Source organism: Mesorhizobium sp. M8A.F.Ca.ET.202.01.1.1, assembly GCF_004791595.1.
In the GTDB taxonomy this organism is placed as follows: domain Bacteria; phylum Pseudomonadota; class Alphaproteobacteria; order Rhizobiales; family Rhizobiaceae; genus Mesorhizobium.
Genome location: NZ_SRUN01000008.1, coordinates 241,740 through 259,298, shown reverse-complemented (window position 1 = coordinate 259,298; position 17,559 = coordinate 241,740). Strand labels below are relative to the sequence as shown.

Below are 17,559 nucleotides of genomic sequence, written 5' to 3'. Positions count from 1 at the left end.
CGCCGATTTCGCGTCAGAACAGAAAATACCGCTGTGCCATCGGCAGCACGGTCGCCGGCTCGCAGGTCAACAGTTCGCCATCGGCGCGTACCTCGTAGGTTTCGGAATCAACCTCGACATGCGGCGTCGCGTCATTGAGCACCATCGAGTGCTTGCCGATGCCGCCGCGCGTATTTTCGACGGCGACGAACTGCTTGTCGACGCCGAGCCGGCCATGCAGCCCCGACTCGAGCGCGGCTTTCGAAACGAAGGTCACGGACGAATTGGTCCTGGCTTTGCCATAGGCGCCGAACATCGGCCGGTAGTGCATTGGCTGCGGCGTCGGGATCGAGGCGTTGGGGTCGCCCATCGGGGCGGCGGCGATCATGCCGCCGATCAGCACCATGTCCGGCTTGACGCCGAAGAAGGCCGGGTTCCATAGCACCAGGTCGGCGCGTTTGCCGACCGCGATCGAGCCGATGTCCTTGGACAGGCCGTGGGCGATGGCAGGATTGATCGTGTATTTGGCGATGTAGCGGCGGACGCGGAAATTGTCGTTGTCGCCGGTCTCCTGCGGCAATGACCCGCGCTGGCGCTTCATCTTGTCGGCGGTCTGCCAGGTGCGGATCGCCACCTCGCCGACGCGGCCCATGGCCTGGCTGTCCGACGAGATGATCGAGAAGGCGCCGATGTCGTGCAGTATGTCCTCGGCCGCGATGGTCTCCTTGCGGATGCGGCTTTCGGCAAAAGCGATGTCCTCGGGAATCGATGGCGACAGATGATGGCAGACCATCAGCATGTCGAGATGCTCGGCCAGGGTGTTGACCGTGTAGGGCCGCGTCGGATTGGTCGAGGACGGGATGACGTTGGGTAGGCCGCAGACCTTGATGATGTCGGGTGCGTGGCCGCCACCGGCGCCCTCGGTGTGGAAGGCATGGATGGTGCGGCCCTTGATCGCCGCCACAGTGTTCTCGACAAAGCCGGATTCGTTGAGCGTATCGGTGTGGATCATCACCTGCACGTCGTAGTCGTCGGCGACCGACAGGCAACAATCGATCGCCGCCGGCGTCGTGCCCCAGTCCTCATGCAGCTTGAGCGAGCAGGCGCCGCCCAGCACCATCTCCTCGAGCGCTGCCGGCAGAGAGGCGTTGCCCTTGCCCGACAGGCCGATATTCATCGGAAAGGCGTCGAAGGACTGGATCATGCGCGCCATGTGCCATGGCCCGGGCGTGCAGGTGGTGGCCAACGTGCCATGCGCCGGGCCGGTGCCGCCGCCGAGCATGGTGGTGATGCCCGACATCAGCGCTTCCTCGATCTGCTGCGGGCAGATGAAGTGGATATGCGCGTCGAAGCCGCCGGCGGTGAGTATCTTGCCTTCGCCGGCGATGATTTCGGTGCCGGGTCCGATGATGATGGTGACGCCGCCTTGAGTGTCGGGATTGCCGGCCTTGCCTATTGCGGCGATGCGACCGTCCCTGAGGCCGATGTCGGCCTTGAAGATGCCGGCGCTGGCATCGATCACCAGCGCGTTGGTGATGACGGTGTCGACCGCTCCTTGGGCACGGGAAACCTGGCTCTGGCCCATGCCGTCGCGAATGACCTTACCGCCGCCGAATTTCACCTCTTCGCCATGGATGGTGAAATCCTTCTCGACCTCGATGATCAGCTCCGTGTCGGCAAGCCGCACTCTGTCGCCGACCGTTGGGCCATACATCTGGGCGTAGGCGGCACGGCTCAGTCTGGCCATCAGCGATTGCTCCCGAAATGCGATATGGTCGAAACCCGGCTACACATTGCCGCCACCCAATGGTCACGCAATGACCCGCTGGGCGACACCTTCTGATCCCATTTGGCGGTTGAGGTTGGCAGGCCACCCCAAAACGACCGTTTGCCAAACCGATGGAAGGAAAATCCATGCGCAAAACGATAGTTCTTGCAACCGCCGCCAGCCTGATGCTGGCGGGTGCCGCCAGTGCCCAGCAGCAGCCTGCTCAACAGCCCGCTCCGACCGCGCCGGCCCCAGCCGCCCCCGGCGGCCAGCAGGCCGCGCCGGCGATTCAAAGCGTCAACATCGTCGACATCAGCGAGTTGCCGAAGGACACCCAGACGCAGGTCAACCAGGTGATCTCCCAGCGTGGCGATGCCGGCCTGCAGAAGCTGCGCAGCTCGATCGATGCCACGCCCAAGGTGAAGTCCGCCCTCCAGGCCAAGGGCATGACCTCGGCTCAGGTGGTCGCGGCCAGCATGGAGCCAAACGGCGCGCTGACCCTGATCACCAAGAAGGCGAGTTAACGACCCGGCGCGGCGGGCCGGTATCCGGTCCGCCCACCGAATCGGAGAGGGAACCGTGGCAGGGCTGGCGTCGTTTTGTTTCCTGAGCGTTGGAACAAACCGCGGAAGTGACCGATGACCGATACCACCTTGCCCGATATCCGTTGGCTGCATGCCGTTGCAGCCGCTGCGTTTCTGGCAGCGAGCCTCCCCCAGGCCGCGCTGAACGCGCAGGGCCTTCAGAGCCCGGAAACCGTCGACCGCATCGTCGGCTCGCAAGTCAACCAGGAAGAGGCCAAGACGACCGCTGAGATTGGAAAGGTCAATTCGGCGATCGACCGCACGCGGGAAAATATCAGCACGGTGCGCAAGACCTCCAAGCTCGACAAGGTCGATATCGTGTTCCTGACCGATGCGGCGCGCAGCGAAGGCGGCCCGCCGCCGGTCATCGAGAACAAAGTCCGGCAGCATCAGGACGATGTTACCGAGCTGCGCAAGGAGATCGAGGCCAACGCGCTGCTCTTCAACGCCATCGAGTCGCGGCGCGTGCTTGCGCAAGACGTTCTCGCCGTGGAATTCGACGATCCCGGAAAGATCGTCATCTACGCGGCCGCCAAGCCATCGGACTGAGCGACGCGCAGCGCGTGCGTTCATGCCTGCCCTGAAGTCGCTCGCCGGCCTTGCGCGCGAAGCACGAGACGTCCTCACAGCTTACCCATTACCTTCTGCTGGAATCCATAGACCTCGCGCTTGCCGCCAAGCGGCACCAGCGTGACGTCGCGTTCCTGCCCCGGCTCGAAGCGCGTGGCGGTGCCGGCGGCGATGTCGAGGCGCATGCCGCGCGCGCTCTCGCGGTCGAATGTCAGCGCCTCATTGGTTTCGAAGAAATGATAATGGCTGCCGACCTGGACCGGCCGGTCGCCACTGTTGGCCACTTTCAGGGTGACGGTCGGCAGACCCTTGTTGAGTTCGATGTCGCCTTGGGCAGGCATGATTTCGCCGGGGATCATCGGACCTCACACGACGCCGAAGACGAGGCCGACGCCGATCGCCGCGCAGGCGGCACCCACGATGCGGGCCACACCACGAAATCTCATGCCGAGGCCAAGCCCGGCGGCGATGCCTATGGCATGGAGCAGCACGGTGGCGATGGCAAAGCCGGCCATATATTCGAGCCCGCCGGCATTTTCCGGCACTTCCGTGCCATGGGCGTGGCCGTGAAACAGCGCAAACAGGCCGATGATAGCGACACCGGCCGAAACTGGCAGATCGACCGCCAGCGCGACCAGCAGCCCGAGTGCCACGACCGAAGCCAGTATGCCCGGCTCGACGAACGGCAACGGCACATGGGCCATGCCAAGGGCCGCGCCGGCCAGCATGATGCCGACGAACGCCGCCGGCCAGGCCCAGATCGCCTTGCCGCCCTTGAGGGCCGCCCACAGGCCGACAGCGAGCATCACCGTCATGTGATCGAGGCCCGACAACGGATGCGTGAAGCCGGCCATGAGGGAGGACGTCGGGCCGATGCCGACATGGGCGTAGGCAGGCATGGCTGCCGCCACGAGCAGGATCGCCGAGAGGCACAGGCGTTTGACAGGGATCATTTACTTGCCTTTCGTTTGCGGTGTCAGGCGGCCCTGCGGGGACCGCAGCCCTCGGCCTTGAGCACGCGTTTGGTCGAAGCCGGATATTTCTTCAGCATCGCGGCGGGACGGATCGGCCGGGCTGTAAAATCGCCGCCGCAGTTCGGGCAGACGCCGCCAAGCACGTTTTCGACACAGCCGGCGCAGAAGGTGCACTCGAAGGTGCAGATCCGCGCATCCTTCGCTTCCGGTGGCAGGTCCTTGTCGCAGCATTCGCAGTTCGGGCGCAGCTCAAGCATGTCGGCCTCCTCACCTGATCGGTTCGTGCACGGTCACCAGCTTGGTGCCATCGGGAAAGGTCGCTTCCACCTGCACGTCATGGATCATCTCGGCGATGCCTTGCATCACCTGCGCGCGGCTGACGACATGGGCGCCGGCCTCCATCAGTTCGGCCACCGGGCGGCCATCGCGGGCGCCCTCGACGACGAAATCGGTGATCAGCGCGATGGCTTCCGGATGGTTGAGCTTGACGCCGCGTTCCAGCCGCTTGCGCGCCACGATCGCCGCCATGGCGATCAGCAGCTTGTCCTTTTCCCTTGGCGTCAGGTTCATGCGTCTTCCTGAAATGATGCGGACACAGTCACAGTGACCATAATTTGGGCAACCCCGCCCTTCCGTTGAGCAATCCGACGAGCGGGACCAGCCGTTGGCGCAGCTGGTAGCCGTCCTCGGCGTAGAGCCTCGCAAGAAGCTTGCCAGATGTCTTCACGGTCCAGACACTGGCGCCACCTCGGTCGCCAATGATCTCCCGGACCGGATCGAGCAGGGCCTCGGCTCGCGGCGACACCAGCAGCAGCGTTGCCACGGCGATCGCGCCACCGGATATCGCCGTACGGGCCAGGGTGTCGGCGATGGCTGGTCCGATGCGGAAATCCTCGGCATGAATGAGGGCTCCTTGCCTCCGGATACGCCAGCGATCGCGAAAAGTGCCCTGCGCGGCACGTTCGCCCATGGCCAGGCGGCCGAAGACGGCCGCTTCCAGCACCAGCGCCTCGGCTCCGGCCGCAAGCTCGACATCGAGCGTGCGGGCAAAGGCGGCGCGGTCGAAGACGATGGTTTCCTGCGGCAGCCAGGCGATGCTGCCGTTCTCGCCGACGGTCAGCTTGACCCGCACTTCGGCATGGTCCGATGCGGCGCGATAGACTTTTTCGCAGGCCTGGGTTGTTATCGCGGCGCTGGCATCCGCGCCGACATCCACGTCCCAACCGAGGCGGTCGCCGCCGGTCAGCCCGCCGGCGGTGTTGATCAGGACGGCCTCCAGCGGACCGGCCGAAACGGCCGGCAGCCTTATCTTGGCCGAGCCGTCCTGATAGAGGCGCCGCAGCCGCGTGCGGCCGTCGACGCTGGCGCAACCAAGCTGCGCCTTGCCCGCCGCGCGCTGGGCCAGTTGACCTGATAACTTCGTATTTTCGATCGTATCCACGCCGTTAGGTTAAGCACTGTGGCGGTTTTGTCGACATATAGCTTGTTGCTTGATGGCGTTTCCGTTTCTATAGAGGGAACCACCTTGGTACGGTCGGGCGACGCTTGACGGGGGTATAAGGCGAAGATCGCGGCCTGATATCGAGGATAAGAAGGCGCTGTTCAGTTGGCGCCGGGAAACGACAAGTGGGGAAGAAACCGAATGGCTGACCAGCTGGCAACGGACATCATCGAGAAGATCAAGGCCCATGCCGAGCCGGGCGGCGAGGAAATCACCACCACCACCGAATTGACGGCGCTTGGCATCCATTCGCTGGAGTTGACCGAGATCATCTTCGACCTCGAGGAGCAATATGGCATCGAAATCGAGATGAACACGGTCGATGCCTGGAGCAATCTCAAGAATGTCGGCGACATGGTCGAGGCCGTTCGCGCGCTGATCGCGAAAAAAGCCTAACCGAATGCTGAAGCGCGTCGTCATTACCGGCATCGGCGGGCTGTGCGGATTGGGCACCGACGCGCAGGCAATCTGGGTCGAGATGCGGGCCGGCCGATCGGCGATCGGCCCGATCGACAATCCCTTCCTGCACGACCTGAAGGTCAAGACCGGCTGCGAGATCAAAGCACTGCCGGATCACGGCATCGAGCGCAAGCAACTGGTGTCGATGGATCGCTTCAGCCTGCTGGCGGTGATCGCGGCGAAGGAAGCCATGCGGCAGTCCGGATTGGTGCCGCATGCGGACAATACCTATCGGATGGGAACCATTGTCGGTGTCGGCGTCTGCGGGTTCGAGACGGTCGAGGAGAACTATCGCGCCATCCTGATCGAGGGCAAGAATCGCGCCGGCATCTTCACCGTTCCCCGGGTCATGCCGGGCGCGGCCGCCGGCCAGGTCAGCATGCATCTGGGTTTGCGCGGACCGGTGTTCGGCGTCACTTCGGCCTGTTCGTCAGCCAATCATGCCATCGCCTCGGCGGTCGACCAGATCAGGCTCGGCCGCGCCGACGTCATGGTGGCCGGTGGCACCGATGCGCCTCTGGTGTGGGGCGTGCTGAAGGGCTGGGAGGCGCTGCGCGTTCTGTCGCCCGACACGTGCAGGCCGTTCTCGGCCGACCGCCAGGGCCTAGTGCTGGGCGAAGGCGCCGGCATGGCGGTTCTGGAAAGCTACGACCACGCGATGGCGCGCGGCGCCACCATTTTGGCCGAGATCGCCGGCGCCGGCCTTTCGGCCGACGCCTCCGATATCGTCGCGCCGACCGTCGAGGGCCCGGAAGCCGCCATGCGCTTCTGCCTGGCCGATGCCGGCCTCAATCCCGAGGATGTCGACTACCTCAACGCGCACGGCACCGGCACCAAAGCCAACGACCAGATCGAAACCCTCGCGATCAAGCGCGTCTTCGGCGACCATTCCCGCGCGCTCTCCGTCTCATCGACCAAGTCGATGCACGCGCATTGCCTCGGCGCCTCGGGCGGGCTGGAGATGATCGCCTGCGTCATGGCGATCCGCGAAGGCGTCGTGCCGCCAACGGCGAATTACCGCGAGGCCGATCCCGACTGCGATCTCGACGTGACGCCGAATGTCGCGCGCGAGCGCAAGGTGCGCGCCGCCATCAGCAATGGCTTTGCCTTCGGCGGCACCAATGCGGTGCTGGCCTTCAAGGCCATCTAGTACCGGGCGGTCACCACCTGTTCGGGCGGCCACTATCCGCCCGGGCGATCCGATCGATTGACTATCCATGCACGGTGAAAGCGTCGCCGCCATATTGATCCGGCCCGACCGCAGCCCTAATTCTTGGCCGACCCGCCAACACCGCGCCGCTTGGTGCGAATCCCCCCGCTCAGGAGTTCTCGATGGCCGACCTGTCCGCCTTTCCGATCGCAACCCGTTGGCCTGCCAAGCATCCCGACCAGATCCAGCTCTATTCGGCAACGACGCCGAACGGAGTGAAGATATCGATCGCGCTGGAGGAACTCGGCCTGCCCTATGAGCCGCATCTGATCAACATCGGCAAGAACGAGAGCTGGACGCCGGAATTCCTGTCGCTCAACCCCAATGGCAAGATCCCGGCGATCATCGATCCCGACGGCCCGGACGGCGCGCCGATCGGCCTTTTCGAATCCGGCGCCATCCTGCTCTACCTGGCGGAGAAGACCGGCCTGCTCATGCCCGTTGACGCGGCGCGGCGCTACGAGACGATCCAGTGGGTCTTCTTCCAGATGGCGGCGATCGGGCCGATGTTCGGCCAGGTCGGTTTCTTCCACAAATTCGCCGGCCGCGAGATCGCCGACAAGCGGCCGCTGGAGCGTTACCGCGACGAATCGCGCCGCCTGCTCGGCGTTCTCGACGTCAGGCTGAAGGGCCGCAAGTGGATCATGGACAATGACTACACCATCGCCGACATCTCGCTGCTCGGCTGGGTGCGCAACCTGATTGGCTTCTACGAGGCGCGCGACCTGGTCGGCTTCGACGATTTCGCCAATCTGGCAGCGTGGCTGGAGCGCGGCCTGGCGCGGCCGGCGGTACAGAAGGGCCTGACCATCCCGGCGCGAAGCTGAATCTGCCCCGCCGGGAAGCGCGTCGCTACTTTGCTTTCGCCTTGGACCCGCCCTTGCCGACGACAGATGCGGCGAGAGACGCGACACTCCGCGCCGTGGCCACGACCGCTCCGGCCGCGACGTTGGCTGCCGTGCGAACCTTCGAGCCGCCGGCCGCGGCCGGTTTCTTCGCCTGGGCGGTCTTCGCTGCCGCTTTGGGCGCGGTCACCTTCGACGCGCTGCCTGGCACGACTTTCTTGGGCGATGCCTTGCCGAAGGCCGGCTTGGCATCCTTTGAGCGCTGGGCGACCGCTGGACCAGCCCCGGCCTTCGATTGCGTCGCTTTCGGTTGGGCTGACTTGCCCCTGACGGGCTTTTTTGCCTTGGTTGCCATCGGACGGAATCCCTCTTCTGGCATGATTGCCTGACCGGGATAACGCCTTGTAAGTCTTAAGGTTCCCGTCGAAAAATACTGAAAATTAAACAGGTTAATCCAGATTGACCCGAGTTAATCGAACCCAGGTTGACCAATGACCAGGTCGGCCGCCCGGCGTCGTGCCAGCACGCGTTCGATGTTGGGCATGTCGTTGGAAGCTATCCAGGTCCGCGCGTCGGCTTCGGAACGGCCATGCTCGTGCCAGCGTTCCATCAGGCGGCGTTCGAGCTCATTGCGCGGTACGTCGACGAAGATCGAGAAATCGAACAGCGGCGCAAGGCGCGACCACGGCTCCTCGTCGAGCAGCAGGTAATTGCCTTCGACCAGGATGAATTTGGTCTCGGCATCGACGATCGCCGCGGCGGCGCGCGACAATTCTATGCTGCGGTCGAAGACCGGAATGGCAATGTCGGGCTCGCCGGCGCGGATGCGCTTCAGAAGCGTCTCGAAGCCGCCGAAGTCGAACGTGTCCGGCGCACCCTTTCGCGCGCGCAGGCCGCGCCGCTCGAGCACGATGTCGTCAAAGTGGAAGCCGTCCATGGGCACGACTTCCACCGCGCCTTCCGGCAAAAGGTCGTGCAGGCCCGCCGATAGTGTCGACTTGCCGGCGCCCGGCGGCCCGGCAATGGCGACGATGAAGCGCTTGGCCTTGCCGGCGCGCTTGAAGATGGTGGCGGCGAGGTGGGCGATTTCAGACATTTTGGCTCCTTCCGCACGATTTCAGGCGCATCTTGTCGGCAGTTGGCGGAAATTTCAAACCCTGCCGTTGGCTGGGTTGCACTATGTCGCCGCTGGCTGGCCGATGCGCAGGAAATCACTGTCGAACGGCACCTCCGAGGCCGCGGAGCCAGCCAGCCGAAGGCGGCGATCCGCCGTGGTGATCTCTCGTGGGGGTTCGCCACCCGACAGCGGCAACGCACCGATGACATGGCGGAACGAGACGCCGTCGCCGAGCGCGAATGCCGTCGCCACGCCTTCGCGCTTCAGCCAGTTGTCACCGAGCGAGGCGGCATGGCCAATCGCCGTGCGCCCGTCCTCGATGCCGAGCACGCCAAGATGGCGGCCGCTCCACGGCGCATAGTCGCGCCCGCCATTGCTGAACCACAGCATGGTGACCGGCAGTTCGGCCGGGTTCTTCAGCACCAGCACCAGATCGTCCTCGGCCTGGCGCGCAAGCGCGGTCCAGCCAGGTCCGCCATGATCGGCCTCGACCAAGGTGAGGAAATCCTCGCGCCGATGCTCCATGCGATAGTCCGTGAGATCCAGCGTGTCGCCGCCGGCAGCGGGGAAATGCGCGAGGTCGGACGACCGGCTGGGATAGGCCAGCATGAAGCGGCCATGTGCAGTATCCGGCTCCAGCGGATCGGCCGGCGTGGCGGCAAACCGCTTCGGCGAGAAAGCCAGCCTGCCGCCGCCTTTCATCGCCGTCATCGGGTGATGGGCGACCGAGATCCCGCCATGGCCGCCGGAAAATACGTGTTCCTGGTAGAGGAAGGGATGGTCGTCGCGCAGCGTGAAAATCTTGTCGACGCTGGCGCCCATCACCTTGTGGCGCAGCCGGAAGACGGCGCGCCATCCGCCATCCGTGGCGCCGCTTTCGACCACATCCCAGGCGCTGTTGGCCGGCCAGCCATGCAGCGGCGCCTCCTCGACATCGCTGCGCGAAAACGGCGCGCAGAGAAAGTCGCCGGAGAGCCGGACGGTGCCCCGCGGCAGGTCTTGAGGCAGCGTCTCGCTTGCGTCGACCCATGGCGCGCGGTGCAGTGGCCGCAATTGGCGCCCGCCGCTCTCGATGCTCATGTCGGCGATGTGGCCGACCGTGAGGTCGAGCGAAACCGAAATGCCCTTGGCGTTGATCGTGATGGTGTCCATAAGCTCTCACCCGAATCTGACGGGTGCCAAGAAGAACCGGTTCGGCGTACCGCGCAAGCGCGCGGGCGCGCATTTTGCATCAGATTTATGTCCGCCTTCCCACACGCCGAAAGGTGCCGACCCTACTGCCGCTTGTATTCCCGCACCGGCGATTTCGTCCCGTCAGTATAGGTCACCTGCACCGACATCGATTTCACGCTATCGGCAACCTTGAAATAGGGCTGGAAATCATCGGGGATGGCGTAGGGGTCCTTGGCATTGCAGGGCGGCATGGCAAGCGCCTTGTCGAGCACGGCGCCATTCAGGCTGTAATGCACCTCCTTGATGGCGCAGCGGTAGGACAGCATCTGCGTGAAATAGACCAGCCCGTGATTGCCGCTGGCGTCGAAGGCGATCCATGACGTCCAGAACTGGTCGAGGATCTGCTTGTTGCCTTGCTGCAGGGCGGCATCCGGATCGAAGCGGATGTCGAACGGGCCGGTCTCGCGCCCCCTGATGTCGATATATTTGATCGCGATGGTGGTCGCCGCCGTGCTGTCGGGCAGCTCAAAGCTCGGATTGGGCATCGGCTTGCCGGTGCGCTGGTCGTTGAGCGCCAGCGGGCCGGTGTCGGTGAAGGGGCCGGTGTCGCCAAGACGCCAGGATATCGCGGTTGCCGGCTCGGGCAGCGAAATGGTCATCGACCAGCCCTGGTTGGAGCGCATCGGCGTCAGCGAAGGCACGAAGCGGGCGGGGTCGAGGACGTCGCCAAGGGCCGCCAGCCGGCTGCGGCTGCGGTCCAGCCAGTCGGCAAGCTGGGTCTGATCGACGAAATATTTGAGCAGCCCGCCATCTTTTTCGTAGGAGACGAATTTGGTCAGCGACTGGGCTTCGCTGCGCTTGTCGGCCAGCGTCTGGCTGCCGAGGCGATCTTCCGAAAACTCCTGCGCCTCGAGGTAATAGGCCGGCGCGAAATCCGGATTGGCCGATATGAAGGCGCTGAGCTTGTCGAGCCGCTGCGCGTCGTCGAACTGCATGATATGCACCAGCTTGATCGACAGCGCCTTGCCCTTGTCGGCAAGTGCTCCGAACACTTCGCGGGCGCCCGCCTTGCCGTCCTGGACCCGCAGCAGCGTGGCAAAGCGCGTATAGGGGTCGATGGCGTCGACATCGAAACCGGCAAAGGCGAGGTAGGAGCGCCGCGCGTTGAGCATGTCGCCCGACAGCTCGTAGACACGGGCATTGTGGTAGAATTCGTCCGGCCGTTTCGGTTCGGCGATGGCGCCGCCTTGCGCGGCCAAGGTGGCAAACCCCTTGGCGATCGTGTCGATCGAGGCGGCGATCTGTTCGGTCGTCGCCTGCAGCTTTTCGGCCTGGGCCACTTGCTGCTGCTGGCCTGCGGCGAGCGTCTCGGTCGTCTGCTTGACCGCTTCGACGGTCTTTTGCGTCTGCGCCCCTTGCGCCGTCTGCTGCTGCTGGACGGAGGCGATCTGATCGGTTTTTTGCGCAGCCGTGTCGGTCGATTTCTTGACCTCTTCGACGGTTTTCTGTGTCTGCGTGACGGTCTGCTCGATCCTGGCCACCTTTTCGGCGACGATGCCCATCGACTTCTGCAGTTGCGCGATCGCCGGCACCAGGCCGGCGATGATGCCGTTCTGCGAACTGGTCTCCTTCTGCACGGCGTAGACGCCGCCGGCAACCGCCGCCGCACTGGTGGCGAACACCAGCGCCGGCAGCGCCTTGGCCGCAAGCACCAGCCTGAGCACGATGGCAATGGCGATGATCACGGCCGCGATCGAGGCAACCAGCGCGATATAGGCGGCGAACGGCGCCAGCGGGTTGAGGATGTCGGAAACGGCGCCGCCGATGAAGGCGACGCTGCCGGCCCATTTGCCGGTGCGACTGAGCGATGCCCTGATCAATGACGGCGCGGCGCCAGCCCCGATGTCAGTCATTTTGCAACCCCCAAGCCGCCAGATGCCACACTCCTTCCCACGGGAAACGCGGCTCTGGCAAGGAAAGACAGGAACGGGGCGATTTCGGGGCGGCGGAAGCGGAGCTCGAGTTCCTCGCCCCACTCGACATTCCCAGGGCTGACCGGCATTAACCAAATGGACGCATCCGCCGCGTTACGTTAGCTTCGCCTTATCTCAGCAACAGCATCGCCAGAACAGTCAGCCCTTGTCCTTTCCGCGTCTCTTTCCGCTCTTCCAGAAAATCCTGGCTGTCCTGGCCCTGGCGGCCTTGGTTGCCGGCTGCTCGACCACAACCCCGCCCGACTCGGTGCTGGCCGTGCCGGCGCCGCCGCAGAAATACGCCGCCATCGTCGTCGATGGAAAGAGCGGCAAGCAGCTGTTCGAGGTCAATTCGACGGCGCAGCGCTATCCGGCGTCGCTGACCAAGATGATGACGCTCTATTTGCTGTTCGAGGCGATGGAGACCGGCCGCGTCACCAAGGAGACGCAGATCCCGGTTTCCGATCACGCCGCCTCGCAGCCGCCGACCAAGATGCGCTTCCGGCGCGGGGAGACGATCGACGTCGATTCCGCCATCCGTGCCATCGTCGTCAAATCGGCCAACGATGTGGCGGTCGCGGTGGGCGAATATCTCGGCGGCTCGGAAGACCAGTTCGCCGCCATGATGACATCCAAGGCGCGCCAGCTCGGCATGAGCAGCACCACCTTCCGCAACGCATCCGGCCTGCCCGACGACGGCCAGATGACGACCGCGCACGACATGGCGGTGCTCGGCATGTCGTTGCAGCGGCGCTTCCCGCAGCACTTCCATTATTTCTCCGAAAGCGACTTCATGTTCCGCGGCAGGCTGGTGCGCGGCCATAACGACATGCTCGGCCGCGTGCGAGGCGTCAACGGCATCAAGACCGGCTATATCAGGGCTTCCGGCTTCAACATCGTCACCTCCTACGATGCCGACGGCCGTCAGCTGATCGTGGTGGTGATGGGCGCCGACTCAGCCCGCCAGCGCAACGACCATGTCGAAGCGCTGATCCAGCGCAGCCTGTCGCCCACCATGGCCGACACCAAGACCAGGCTGATGTACGCCGAACAGCAGTAAAGAACTAGCTGGCCTTGTTGCCGGCGATTGCGCGGAGCCTCCCCCGAATTCGTCATCCACGGGCGGAGCAAGGAGCGTAGCGACGCGGCGCAGACCCGAGGATCCATGCCGGGACTCTGAAGCTGTCGCCACGGTCCAGAATTCTGCACCGTTGCACCCTCCGACAAAAGTCGCGGCATGGATCCTCGGGTCTCCGCGACGCCGCTGCGCGGCTGCTCCGCCCGTGGATGACGAAGCGCCTGCGGAGGCCGTCGCCGCCAAGAAGCTAACAAAAACCCTGCAGCCGGCTATTGTTTCACGACTGTCACGCAATCGTGCGGAAGGCATGCCATACGCTGCGAAAACCCATGGTGGCACTGCCCCGCCGCCATGGCGTATCCTAACTTACAGCGCGACAGCAGGAGCCCATCATGAGCACCGTTCCCAAGGCATCCGAGCAGCAGGGCGCCGACAACCAGAACGACAGCGGCGGCGAGTATTTCGAGGCGCCGACCACCGAGGCCAATCTGCAGGAGGTTTCGGACGAGCATTTCGACACACCCGAAGTGCCGGACTCCGAACCGACGCCGCCCGACGCGTCGCGGATAAAGCCCAGGAAGAAACCGTCGGCGATCTCGGGCCGCAAATTCCGCAAGCGCGACCTGGTGCGCATCGACACGCTGCGCCCGAGCCTTGCCGACCGTATCCGCTCCGACCATCCGGACCTGCCCAAGGGCGCGCGCGTCAGCCGCGAGGAGCTCGGCCGCTACCGCATGCGCTACATGGAGGAGCTCCTGCAGCAGGAGCACGGCGAATTCTCCGAGCTCGACCGCCAGGTGGTGGAATCGATCGCCAAGCAGGACACGATCTCCGAAAACTCGGAAGAGGAATTCGAGGAGCACAGGACCTTTCCCGACCGCGTCTCCGACAACATGGCGGCCTTCGGCGGCAGCTGGTGGTTCCTGATCTCGTTCGCCACCGTGCTTCTGGTCTGGATCGGCATCAACCTGTTCGAGGGCTTGAACGGCGCCTTCGACCCCTACCCGTTCATCCTGCTCAACCTCTTGCTCTCCTGCATCGCCGCCATCCAGGCGCCGGTCATCATGATGAGCCAGAAGCGCCAGGAGGTGAAAGACCGCCTGCGCTCCTTCAACGAATACCGCGTCAACCTCAAGGCCGAGCTCGAAGTGCGCCACCTGCACGAAAAGCTCGACTATTTGATCTCGCGCCAATGGACACGGCTGGCCGAAATGCAGCAGATGCAGCTCGATGCGATGAACGAGCTGGCCGGCGCCAAGAAAGCCAAACGCGCGGTGCGCCGGCGGCGGACGGCGAAGGGTGCGGCGGGGCCGCAGTGAGGTACCAGGCTGCCATGGATAGGGAAATGAAAAACGCAAAGTTTTGCTCTGGTCATAGAAGGCGTTTCTATGCTTCATTGCCGAAATGGGACTCGGCGGAGCGGGATTGGTGAGTGCAAATTCGTCTTATTCGAACTTAATTAGAAATGCGGAAGAATTTCTACGAAAAAGAGGTTCAGTTAGTTCAGAGAGCTCCGTTAGAAGCAAAGATATAGTCGATCATTTGTCAAAGCTTATGTCGGATGGAGAGCTTAAGCCTCCACTGGCGCGGAACACTATATTCAACTATTTGAGTCAGGCGGCAAATACGGACCAAGAATCTAGCATTGTGAGCGGGGGAGCATGGGGCGGTTACTGGCTGGATACCTCGCCAACCGTTGCTCCGCCGAGCCCAGATCCCTCCTCGGTGGCAACCGAAGTTCAAGCAGACAAGGGGACTATCTCATTTCAAGAGAAGGACCTCTATCCACTGATACGCCTTTGGCTTGAGACTAAGGGCTACGTGGCCAAAGATGCCGCAAATAAGCGATCAGGTGGCAAATGGGGAAATCCCGACATCGTTGGGATGAACCGCGTCGAAATCCTTGGGTGCACAGAGTTGGAGGTCGCGTCTTGCGAAGTAAAACTTAGCGACGCGCAGTGGGAGACTTTTATATTTGAAGCGATCTCTCACAAACGGTTCTCGAATCGCTCGTATTATTGCTATCGAACAAGAAATCCGGAAGAGCCTTTGCCCAAGGGGATGGAGTACTATGCTGAGCGGTATCGGGTAGGTCTTGTACAGATTACCCTTTCAGATAACGATTTGGCAGAACTAAAGGAAGCGACCGATTCCAAACTAGAAGCTTTTGTGGATAAGGTGAGGGAACGGTTCCCCGGGCTCTACGAACCTGTGCCGCTGCAGGAAAAGGTAGACCTAATTGATCGTCTCGATTTTCAGGCCAAGCTGTCTCTCCAAGCAGGCTGACCGAAACCCTTCGCTGCCGTAGGGGCTTCAAGTCTGCTCAGCAGCTATTTGGCCGTTGAAGCCCGCGTCGGCTTCCGCTAAGAAGCGGTGACTTGCCGGTTCACCGGCTGGTTCGTTTTCCGGGCTCTTCGTCCTGAAAGCACCCGTAGCTCAGCTGGATAGAGCGCTGCCCTCCGAAGGCAGAGGTCACAGGTTCGAATCCTGTCGGGTGCGCCAAGTTCCATAGGTCCGTTCCGGACACATAGGTTACGGTTTGTACCGGGTAACACGTTTGGCCCGAACGGGTTTTGGAGCCTGATTTGGCCGCAACCACCCCCAAAACCAGGCGTGTCCTGATCACCGGCGCCGGCGCTGTCGACGGCATCGGCTTCGCCATTGCGCGCCAGTTTGGCCAGGCCGGGCATGCCGTTTTCCTGACCGGCGCCAGCGCGCGGGTGCTTGAGCGCGCCGGCGGGCTTCGCGGCGAGGGCATCGATGCCAAAGCCGCTATCGCCGATCTCACCATCGCCGCGGAGGTGGAGCGGCTGCAGGCAGAGGTCGGTACTGTCGATATCCTGGTCAACAATGCCGGCATGGGATCGCTGGCCTCGCCGTCCATCGACAAGACGTTCCTGGCGATGAGCGAGGCCGAGTGGGACCAGGGCATAGACACCAGCCTGAAGACGGCGTTTCTCGTCACCAGGGCGTTTCTGCCGGCGATGGTCGAAGCGGGATATGGGCGCATCGTCAATGTCGCATCGGTGACCGGGCCGCTGGTTTCCTACCAGGGCACCGCCGCCTATTCCGCGGCTAAGGCCGGGATGGTCGGCCTGACCCGGACATTGGCGCTGGAAGTGGCGCGCCACGGCGTCACCGCCAATGCCGTGGCGCCGGGCTGGATCGAGACAGGCGCCTCGAGCGAGCCGGAGCGGATAGCGGCCCTGCATGCGCCGCCGGGCCGCGCCGGCCGGCCGGACGAGGTCGCGGCGGCAGTCGTGTTCCTGGCCTCCGAGAGCGCCAGCTATATCAACGGCGCCTTGCTCGTCGTCGACGGCGGCAACAGCCTTGAAGAACGCAAGGGATAGATCTCGCGGCCGGGTGGATCTCGACCTGACGTAATTCCTTCCATCCAAACGAATGCGATCTCTCTTTCGGGAGAAATTCCCGCACTGCCAAACAGGGCCTACTAGGTGCGCCCGCTTGACTCAATCATCAGTCTGCACTAATCATAAGTCATGACTGTTGATAGTGCACAGCTTGCCGCCTTGGGCGATCCGACCCGAAGGCAGATTTTCGAGCTGATCGCGGAGCGGCCGCGCTCGGTGGCGGAGGTCACGCGGCAGGTCAGCGTGTCGCAGTCCGCGGTGTCACAACACCTGAAGGTGCTCAGGGATTCGCGGCTGGTGCGCGCGGAGCCGAAGGGCGCCAGCAACGTCTACCACATCGATCCGCACGGGCTTGGCCAGATACGCGCCTGGCTCGACCGGTTCTGGAGCAAGACTCTCGCGGCCTACAAGCTGGCTGTCGAGACCCCACCAGAGGAGTCACCATGAACACCCAGGTCCCCATCGCCTCCGTGAAACAGTCCGTCGTGGTCGAGGCGCCGATCGAACGCGCCTTCAAGGTTTTCACCGAGGATTTCGGCAGTTTCAAACCGCCAGAGCACAATCTGCTTGCAGCCGAGGTCGCCGAGACGGTGTTCGAGCCTCGGGTCGGTGGCCACGTCTATGATCGCGGCGTCGACGGCAGCGAGTGCCGCTGGGCGCGCGTGCTGGCCTATGACCCGCCCAACCGCGTGCTCCTGAGCTGGGACATCAGCCCGCAATGGCGCATCGAGACCGACCCGGCCAGAACCAGCGAGTGGGAGGTGCGGTTCACCGCCGAAACGGCTGAGCGTACCCGCGTCGAGATCGAGCACAGGAACCTGGAGCGCCATGGCCAGGGCTGGGAAGGCGTCCGCGATGCCGTCGCCGGCGATCAGGGCTGGCCGCTCTACCTGCAACGCTATGTCGATCTGGTTGCACGGCAGGCCTGACAGCAGCTTTTAAAGGCGCTTCGCCGCC

Annotated in this window: 21 protein-coding genes and 1 tRNA gene; 12 read left to right on the top strand and 10 right to left on the bottom strand. The window is 63.7% G+C overall.

Going from position 1 to position 17,559, the window contains the following annotated elements:
- Positions 1-13: 13 nt before the first annotated feature.
- A complete protein-coding gene (ureC, locus tag EN845_RS19245; protein WP_167531404.1) occupies positions 14-1,729 on the bottom strand; it encodes an urease subunit alpha in 1,716 nt (571 codons plus the stop codon).
- A gap of 164 nt (positions 1,730-1,893) precedes the next feature.
- Here ureC and EN845_RS19240 point away from each other — a divergent pair, with 164 nt between their 5' ends.
- Together EN845_RS19240 and EN845_RS19235 are read left to right on the top strand one after the other, a co-directional pair.
- Positions 1,894-2,271 carry a hypothetical protein gene (locus tag EN845_RS19240; protein ID WP_127871253.1) on the top strand — a complete coding sequence of 126 codons (378 nt, stop codon included), beginning with the start codon at positions 1,894-1,896 and terminating at the stop codon, positions 2,269-2,271.
- A 114-nt stretch (positions 2,272-2,385) separates the two neighbouring features.
- A complete protein-coding gene (locus EN845_RS19235) occupies positions 2,386-2,880 on the top strand; it encodes a hypothetical protein (protein ID WP_127871252.1) in 495 nt (164 codons plus the stop codon).
- A 74-nt stretch (positions 2,881-2,954) separates the two neighbouring features.
- Here the strand turns inward: EN845_RS19235 and EN845_RS19230 are convergent, their stop codons facing one another.
- From EN845_RS19230 to EN845_RS19210, 5 genes are read right to left on the bottom strand one after another with little or no spacing between them, the layout of a single operon-like run.
- Positions 2,955-3,260: an urease subunit beta gene (locus EN845_RS19230; protein WP_127871251.1), complete on the bottom strand. Its 306-nt coding sequence runs from the start codon at positions 3,258-3,260 to the stop codon at positions 2,955-2,957.
- A gap of 6 nt (positions 3,261-3,266) precedes the next feature.
- Positions 3,267-3,854 carry a HupE/UreJ family protein gene (locus EN845_RS19225; RefSeq protein WP_127871250.1) on the bottom strand — a complete coding sequence of 196 codons (588 nt, stop codon included), beginning with the start codon at positions 3,852-3,854 and terminating at the stop codon, positions 3,267-3,269.
- Between the two features lie 23 nt (positions 3,855-3,877).
- Entirely contained in the window at positions 3,878-4,132 is a 255-nt protein-coding gene (locus EN845_RS19220) for a DUF1272 domain-containing protein (RefSeq protein ID WP_127871249.1), read from the bottom strand.
- A 10-nt stretch (positions 4,133-4,142) separates the two neighbouring features.
- Positions 4,143-4,445, bottom strand: a complete 303-nt coding sequence (locus tag EN845_RS19215) for an urease subunit gamma (RefSeq protein WP_127275256.1) — start codon at positions 4,443-4,445, stop codon at positions 4,143-4,145.
- 28 nt (positions 4,446-4,473) lie between these two features.
- Entirely contained in the window at positions 4,474-5,316 is an 843-nt protein-coding gene (locus EN845_RS19210) for an urease accessory protein UreD (RefSeq protein ID WP_127871248.1), read from the bottom strand.
- A gap of 201 nt (positions 5,317-5,517) precedes the next feature.
- On the opposite strand from EN845_RS19210, the gene EN845_RS19205 reads away from it, so the two are divergent.
- The 3 genes from EN845_RS19205 to EN845_RS19195 all read left to right on the top strand — a co-directional run bounded on the left by EN845_RS19205 (position 5,518) and on the right by EN845_RS19195 (position 7,872).
- Positions 5,518-5,772, top strand: coding sequence for an acyl carrier protein (locus tag EN845_RS19205; protein ID WP_027145432.1), 255 nt, complete (start codon positions 5,518-5,520; stop codon positions 5,770-5,772).
- A gap of 4 nt (positions 5,773-5,776) precedes the next feature.
- The gene (locus EN845_RS19200; RefSeq protein ID WP_127871247.1) at positions 5,777-6,985 is read left to right on the top strand and encodes a beta-ketoacyl-[acyl-carrier-protein] synthase family protein; all 1,209 of its coding nucleotides are present in this window, start codon (positions 5,777-5,779) and stop codon (positions 6,983-6,985) included.
- A gap of 182 nt (positions 6,986-7,167) precedes the next feature.
- Entirely contained in the window at positions 7,168-7,872 is a 705-nt protein-coding gene (locus EN845_RS19195) for a glutathione S-transferase N-terminal domain-containing protein (RefSeq protein ID WP_127275260.1), read from the top strand.
- A gap of 25 nt (positions 7,873-7,897) precedes the next feature.
- Here the strand turns inward: EN845_RS19195 and EN845_RS19190 are convergent, their stop codons facing one another.
- The 4 genes from EN845_RS19190 to EN845_RS19175 form a co-directional block, all read right to left on the bottom strand.
- Positions 7,898-8,245 (bottom strand): hypothetical protein, encoded by a 348-nt coding sequence (locus tag EN845_RS19190; RefSeq protein ID WP_127871246.1) that lies wholly within the window; start codon positions 8,243-8,245, stop codon positions 7,898-7,900.
- 114 nt (positions 8,246-8,359) lie between these two features.
- The gene (locus EN845_RS19185) at positions 8,360-8,986 is read right to left on the bottom strand and encodes a nucleoside triphosphate hydrolase (RefSeq protein ID WP_127871245.1); all 627 of its coding nucleotides are present in this window, start codon (positions 8,984-8,986) and stop codon (positions 8,360-8,362) included.
- An 81-nt stretch (positions 8,987-9,067) separates the two neighbouring features.
- Positions 9,068-10,159 carry a hypothetical protein gene (locus EN845_RS19180; protein ID WP_127871244.1) on the bottom strand — a complete coding sequence of 364 codons (1,092 nt, stop codon included), beginning with the start codon at positions 10,157-10,159 and terminating at the stop codon, positions 9,068-9,070.
- A gap of 122 nt (positions 10,160-10,281) precedes the next feature.
- Positions 10,282-12,093: a methyl-accepting chemotaxis protein gene (locus tag EN845_RS19175; protein ID WP_127871243.1), complete on the bottom strand. Its 1,812-nt coding sequence runs from the start codon at positions 12,091-12,093 to the stop codon at positions 10,282-10,284.
- Positions 12,094-12,319: 226 nt separating this feature from the next.
- Between EN845_RS19175 and EN845_RS19170 the strand changes: the two genes are divergently transcribed.
- The 7 genes from EN845_RS19170 to EN845_RS19140 all read left to right on the top strand — a co-directional run bounded on the left by EN845_RS19170 (position 12,320) and on the right by EN845_RS19140 (position 17,531).
- Positions 12,320-13,213 carry a D-alanyl-D-alanine carboxypeptidase family protein gene (locus tag EN845_RS19170; RefSeq protein WP_127871242.1) on the top strand — a complete coding sequence of 298 codons (894 nt, stop codon included), beginning with the start codon at positions 12,320-12,322 and terminating at the stop codon, positions 13,211-13,213.
- A gap of 410 nt (positions 13,214-13,623) precedes the next feature.
- Positions 13,624-14,550 (top strand): DUF1003 domain-containing protein, encoded by a 927-nt coding sequence (locus EN845_RS19165; protein WP_127275266.1) that lies wholly within the window; start codon positions 13,624-13,626, stop codon positions 14,548-14,550.
- A 109-nt stretch (positions 14,551-14,659) separates the two neighbouring features.
- A complete protein-coding gene (locus EN845_RS19160) occupies positions 14,660-15,517 on the top strand; it encodes a hypothetical protein (RefSeq protein ID WP_127871241.1) in 858 nt (285 codons plus the stop codon).
- A 139-nt stretch (positions 15,518-15,656) separates the two neighbouring features.
- A tRNA-Arg gene (locus EN845_RS19155) sits at positions 15,657-15,733 on the top strand.
- Positions 15,734-15,816: 83 nt separating this feature from the next.
- Positions 15,817-16,581, top strand: coding sequence for an SDR family NAD(P)-dependent oxidoreductase (locus EN845_RS19150; RefSeq protein ID WP_127871240.1), 765 nt, complete (start codon positions 15,817-15,819; stop codon positions 16,579-16,581).
- A gap of 150 nt (positions 16,582-16,731) precedes the next feature.
- Positions 16,732-17,049: a metalloregulator ArsR/SmtB family transcription factor gene (locus tag EN845_RS19145; protein ID WP_127871239.1), complete on the top strand. Its 318-nt coding sequence runs from the start codon at positions 16,732-16,734 to the stop codon at positions 17,047-17,049.
- The gene (locus EN845_RS19140; RefSeq protein ID WP_127871238.1) at positions 17,046-17,531 is read left to right on the top strand and encodes an SRPBCC family protein; all 486 of its coding nucleotides are present in this window, start codon (positions 17,046-17,048) and stop codon (positions 17,529-17,531) included. The genes EN845_RS19145 and EN845_RS19140 overlap by 4 nt, the downstream gene beginning before the upstream one ends.
- Positions 17,532-17,559 lie beyond the last annotated feature (28 nt).

Coding starts and splice junctions, on each gene's coding strand:
- EN845_RS19165 (WP_127275266.1), top strand. CDS start 13,624: ATGAGCACCGTTCCCAAGGCATCCGAGCAGCAGGGCGCCGACAACCAG.
- EN845_RS19215 (WP_127275256.1), bottom strand. CDS start 4,445: ATGAACCTGACGCCAAGGGAAAAGGACAAGCTGCTGATCGCCATGGCG.
- EN845_RS19200 (WP_127871247.1), top strand. CDS start 5,777: ATGCTGAAGCGCGTCGTCATTACCGGCATCGGCGGGCTGTGCGGATTG.
- EN845_RS19195 (WP_127275260.1), top strand. CDS start 7,168: ATGGCCGACCTGTCCGCCTTTCCGATCGCAACCCGTTGGCCTGCCAAG.
- EN845_RS19175 (WP_127871243.1), bottom strand. CDS start 12,093: ATGACTGACATCGGGGCTGGCGCCGCGCCGTCATTGATCAGGGCATCG.
- EN845_RS19225 (WP_127871250.1), bottom strand. CDS start 3,854: ATGATCCCTGTCAAACGCCTGTGCCTCTCGGCGATCCTGCTCGTGGCG.
- EN845_RS19145 (WP_127871239.1), top strand. CDS start 16,732: ATGACTGTTGATAGTGCACAGCTTGCCGCCTTGGGCGATCCGACCCGA.
- EN845_RS19230 (WP_127871251.1), bottom strand. CDS start 3,260: ATGATCCCCGGCGAAATCATGCCTGCCCAAGGCGACATCGAACTCAAC.
- EN845_RS19240 (WP_127871253.1), top strand. CDS start 1,894: ATGCGCAAAACGATAGTTCTTGCAACCGCCGCCAGCCTGATGCTGGCG.
- EN845_RS19235 (WP_127871252.1), top strand. CDS start 2,386: ATGACCGATACCACCTTGCCCGATATCCGTTGGCTGCATGCCGTTGCA.
- EN845_RS19220 (WP_127871249.1), bottom strand. CDS start 4,132: ATGCTTGAGCTGCGCCCGAACTGCGAATGCTGCGACAAGGACCTGCCA.
- EN845_RS19180 (WP_127871244.1), bottom strand. CDS start 10,159: ATGGACACCATCACGATCAACGCCAAGGGCATTTCGGTTTCGCTCGAC.
- EN845_RS19140 (WP_127871238.1), top strand. CDS start 17,046: ATGAACACCCAGGTCCCCATCGCCTCCGTGAAACAGTCCGTCGTGGTC.
- EN845_RS19205 (WP_027145432.1), top strand. CDS start 5,518: ATGGCTGACCAGCTGGCAACGGACATCATCGAGAAGATCAAGGCCCAT.
- EN845_RS19185 (WP_127871245.1), bottom strand. CDS start 8,986: ATGTCTGAAATCGCCCACCTCGCCGCCACCATCTTCAAGCGCGCCGGC.
- EN845_RS19190 (WP_127871246.1), bottom strand. CDS start 8,245: ATGGCAACCAAGGCAAAAAAGCCCGTCAGGGGCAAGTCAGCCCAACCG.